The organism is Thermodesulfobacteriota bacterium (genome assembly GCA_040756475.1).
Lineage (GTDB): Bacteria > Desulfobacterota > Deferrisomatia > Deferrisomatales > JACRMM01 > JBFLZB01.
Genome location: JBFLZB010000271.1, coordinates 1 through 4,453, shown reverse-complemented (window position 1 = coordinate 4,453; position 4,453 = coordinate 1). Strand labels below are relative to the sequence as shown.

Below are 4,453 nucleotides of genomic sequence, written 5' to 3'. Positions count from 1 at the left end.
CGTCCCGCACGAGCTCCGAGAGTTCGTGCGCGCCCCCGGGAGCCGGCGCGCGCTGAACCGCGCGGCCCGCGGCCAAGGCCTCCTGGTGGCGCTGGCGCACCCGAAAATAGTTGATTCCTCCGGTGGCAAGGGAGAGCCCCATGAGCGCCACCAGGGACGCCGGGATCTGCGGGGGCTCTAAGCGGATCAGGCCGAAGACCGAGAGCATCGATCCGGTCGCCACGGTCCAGGCGGCCACCTGGGTCCGAGACAGGGAGGGCTTCCCGTCCGGCCCCAGGAGAGCGGACAGGGCCCGCCCCCCGGCGCGACGGCAGGCGAGCCCGATTCCCCCGAGCAGGGCGAGCACCAGCACCGCCGTCCACCCCACCGCGCCCACGATGTTGCCCAGGTAGACCTCCCGGTCGCCCAGGGCCACCGCCGGCTCCCGGCCCACCAGGGAGCCCTGCCTCCACTCCAGGGCCGGCATCACCCGCACCGCAGCCTTGTAGAGGGGAATCGGGTAGTCCCGCAGGTCGAAGACGAGGAGCGTGCCGCGGTAGACCACCTGCTGGCCTGCCTCCTCCTGCACCCAGAGGTGGTTCCGCGCGAGCAGCCGGGGCTTGCGCGCCCGCTCCTCCCCCTCCAGCACCCGTGTCACGGCATGGCTCCCGTGCAGGATGAGCGCGGGTTCGTCGGCGTGGGACAGGTCCTCGGTGACGAACACCCGCACAGGGTGAGACTGGAGCTGTCCGTCGGGCATGAAGAGGCGCACGGGGTCGCGGGCAGCCGCCGCCGGGACGGCGGCGAGGACGAGGACGACGGGGAAGAGCAGGAACAGTCGGGCAGGGCACATGGCCGGTCTCCGGTTGCGAGGGAGGGTAGAGCCTCAGGCCTCCCCGAACGGTACTGCGGTCCGCCCCCTGCGCAAGGTCCGGCCCCCGCGGAGGGAACGACGGTGCCCGTCTTCGGTTGCGCCGGCGACTTCCGGTCGCTAGGTTCCTGCCGTGGGGGGGAAAGGAGCGTCCCATGGGAGAGAAGATCAAGGAGACCACGGGAATCTATCTCCATGAGGTGAGGGAGGCCGGCGGCAAGGCATGGGAGGCCACCCAGCACGCACTGGCAGCGGCTGGGGCGCGGGCGGCCCGGTACGGCAAGGTGATGCAGCGCAAGCTCGACCTCGCCGCGGTGGACCGCAAGTTCGAGGGGTGCTATCGGGACCTCGGGCGGCTGGCCTTCGTGGCGCACCGCATGGGGGACCGGAGCTTCTTCGACCGACCCGACACCCTCGAACTCCTCGCCGACCTCCACGACTTGGGGGAGAAGCGCGAGGCCCTGGTGCGGGAGATCGAGATGGCGCGCGCGGGCCCCGAGGAGGAGGCCGCAGCCTCCGAGCAGGCGGAGGAGGGCTCTGCCACAGCAGAGGAGGAGCGACACCTCTAAAGAGGCGGCGCCTCAGACCGTCGAGGCCTGGGCGGGCCGCAGGGCACGAAACCCTCGGACCACGAAGGCAGGAAGACCCAGAGTAGACCGCGGAAAAGAGAATTGTGCATTCTTCGTGTCTTTGTGTCTTGGTGGTTCAAGCATTGCCTGTGGGGGCTCCCTGCGCCCCAGTGCCTTGTGGAGTGCGCGCTCCAGTCCGGGGAGGCTCGGTGAGAAACCTGATGCATTGTTCAAGGTTTCAGGTCCTCGAGGACCTCTAGAGCGCGGTCTCCCGAAACGCCACCTTGGGGTTCTTCTCGGCGAGCCAGTTCATGGACCACTGGCTCTTGAAGAGCACCACGGGACGGCCGGCCTTGTCCTCGCACCACAGGGTGCTCGAGTCCCGGTCCACCGCCCGGGGGTCGAGGCCCGGTCCGTCGTCCAGGGGTTCGACCCAGCGGGCGAGCTCGAAGGGCATGCGCTCGAGCTGGGCGGCGACGCCGTACTCCCCCTCCAGGCGGTACTTGAGCACCTCGAACTGGAGCACTCCCACGGCACCCACCACCGGGTCCTTGTCCCCGAAGGGCTGGCGGAAGACCTGGATGGCCCCCTCCTCGCTGAGCTGCTCCAGGCCCTTCTGGAGCTGCTTTTGCTTGAGGGCGTTCTTGATCCGCACCCGGGCGAAGTGCTCGGGGGAGAAGTGGGGGACTCCCTCGAAGCGAAGCTCCCGGCCCTCGGCCAGGGTGTCGCCGATGTGGAGGTTTCCCCGGTCGTGGATGCCCACCACGTCTCCCGGGAAGGCCTCCTCCACGAGAACCCGCTCCTGGGCCAGGAACTGGAGGGGCAGCGCCAGGGTGAGGTCTCGCCCGAGGCGGCTGTGACGGGCCTTCATGCCCTTGCGGAAGTGGCCCGAGCACACCCGCACGAAGGCCACCCGGTCGCGGTGCTGGGGGTCCATGTTCGCCTGGATCTTGAACACGAAGCCGGAAAAGCGGGGGTCTTCGGGCGCCACGTCCCCCTGGTCCGAGGCCCGGGGCCCGGGGGGCGGGGCCATCTCCAGGAAGTCCTGCAGAAAGGGCTCCACCCCGAAGTTGGTCATGGCGCTCCCGAAGAACACCGGGGTGAGCCGGCCCGCCGCCACCCGCTCCCGGTCCAGCACCTCGCCGGCGCCCTCCAGCAGTTCGACCTCGCCGCGGAAGGCCGCGTAGTCGTAGGGGCTCAGAAGCTCGGCCAGCACCGGATCCTCGGGCCCGGCCACCCGGGAGGCGGCCCGCTTCTGCCCGTGGGATCCGGCGTCGAAGAGCTGCACCAGGCGCTGGCGCAGGTCGTAGACGCCCCGGAAGCGCTTGCCCATGCCCAGGGGCCAGTTCACCGGACAGGCGGCGATGCCGAGCACATCCTCCACCTCGGTCAGCAGCTCCAGGGGCGGGCGGCCCTCCCGGTCGAGCTTGTTCACGAAGGTGAAGATGGGAATGCCCCGGGCGGCGCAGACCTTGAAGAGCTTGATGGTCTGGGCTTCCACCCCCTTGGCGCAGTCCATGAGCATCACGGCGGAGTCGGCCGCCGTGAGGGTACGGTAGGTGTCCTCGGAGAAGTCCTGGTGCCCCGGGGTGTCGAGGATATTGATCCGCATCCCCCCGTAGTCGAACTGGAGCACGCTCGATGTGACCGAGATGCCGCGCTGCTTCTCGATCTCCATCCAGTCCGAGGTGGCGTGGCGCGACGCCCGCCGGGCCTTGACCGCTCCGGCCAGGTGGATCGCCCCGCCGTAGAGCAGGAGCTTTTCCGTCAGGGTGGTCTTGCCCGCGTCGGGGTGGGAGATGATGGCGAACGTGCGCCGGCGGAGGGTCTCCTCCCGGAGCCGGCTCGGAGAAACGTCCATGGGGCTCGTCGGACCTCCAGGTTGCAGGGGCCCTACAGGCTACGGAAGGCGAGGGGCCGCGTCCAGGGATTTATGGTCCCAGAATTCACCACCTAAATTTGGGGCGGGATCCGGGAGCCCCGGAGCGTAGTCCCGTACCGCATCGACCAATCCGCCACAGCCGGGTGGAAACCGGTGACGCCGGGCCCACCGGTTCCGCGAGGGACCCCTCGTCCAATTGTCGCGGATTGCGGGGCGAAGCGCAGGGGCTCCCGGACCCCGCGCGCCACCCAGGCAGTGGATCCCGGGGTCCAGGCGACCGCAAGCCGTTCTCTCGACGGGGCCCGTCAGGGGCCCAGGGACCTCTGCAGGTGCAGCAGGGTGAGGCGGCTCGCGTAGGGAAGGAAGGCAATCGCGGTGTAGTGGCCGGAGGGAACGAGGTACAGGCGGGGCTTCCCCGCGGCTTTCCAAAGGGCCAGGGTGTGGGGGCGCGCAATGACCCGGTCGAATGCGGCGTTGACGAGGAGGACCCGCTCGGGATCGAGCCCGGGGGCGTAGGAAAGGGGCTCGACGAAACGGAGCTCCTCCCGGAGGAGCCCCTCGAGCTCCCGGCCGGAGGCCCCGGTGTGCTCCTCGAGCCGGAAGCGGACTCGGCGCACCAGCCGATCCTCGGAGGACAGGAAGATCCCTGCGAGGTCGCCCCCGCCCAGGAGCAGAGCGCTGGCGCGGATGCGGGGTTCGACGCCGCTGACGACCGCACCGGCAACGGCGCCGAAGCTGATTCCCACGAGCCCCAGGCGCTGCGGATCCACCTGGGGCCGAGCGGCCATCCACTCCACGGCCCCCAGCACCGCCGCCACGTAGGCCCGGAAGCGGCGGCGAAACTCCTCCACGGGCTCGGGGCTGCGGTCCACCGCGAGCACTTCCCGGGGAGTGACCATCCGCAGGCACGCGAAGCCGTACGCGGAGAGGAACTCCCCGATCGCCTCCGCCTGGGAGTCCCCCTTGCTGATGGGCAGAATCACCACAGCCGGAACTCGGCGCCCGGCCGCTGCCCCCTTGGGAAGGGAGAAGCGGGCGCGGTAGCCGGGAAAGCGCAGTTCCTGCTCCCGGCGGCCTCCCCGCGCCCCCGGCGCGAAGACCTCCGGTCCCTCCTCCACGGGGGCTCGGCCGAAGTAGCCCCGGGGATCGCGG

4 protein-coding genes are annotated in these 4,453 nt (G+C 70.3%); 1 reads left to right on the top strand and 3 read right to left on the bottom strand.

Going from position 1 to position 4,453, the window contains the following annotated elements:
• On the bottom strand, positions 1-832 hold an 832-nt coding region (locus tag AB1578_22215), incomplete at its 3' end, for a hypothetical protein (protein ID MEW6490614.1).
• A 173-nt stretch (positions 833-1,005) separates the two neighbouring features.
• Here AB1578_22215 and AB1578_22210 point away from each other — a divergent pair.
• Positions 1,006-1,419, top strand: a complete 414-nt coding sequence (locus tag AB1578_22210) for a hypothetical protein (GenBank protein ID MEW6490613.1) — start codon at positions 1,006-1,008, stop codon at positions 1,417-1,419.
• A gap of 256 nt (positions 1,420-1,675) precedes the next feature.
• Here AB1578_22210 and AB1578_22205 read toward each other — a convergent pair whose 3' ends face one another.
• Together AB1578_22205 and AB1578_22200 are read right to left on the bottom strand one after the other, a co-directional pair.
• Complete coding sequence (locus tag AB1578_22205) at positions 1,676-3,280, bottom strand: peptide chain release factor 3 (GenBank protein MEW6490612.1); 1,605 nt, start codon at positions 3,278-3,280, stop codon at positions 1,676-1,678.
• Between the two features lie 326 nt (positions 3,281-3,606).
• The coding region (locus tag AB1578_22200) for a hypothetical protein (protein ID MEW6490611.1) at positions 3,607-4,453 on the bottom strand (847 nt) is incomplete at its 5' end.

Coding starts and splice junctions, on each gene's coding strand:
- AB1578_22205 (MEW6490612.1), bottom strand. CDS start 3,280: ATGGACGTTTCTCCGAGCCGGCTCCGGGAGGAGACCCTCCGCCGGCGC.
- AB1578_22210 (MEW6490613.1), top strand. CDS start 1,006: ATGGGAGAGAAGATCAAGGAGACCACGGGAATCTATCTCCATGAGGTG.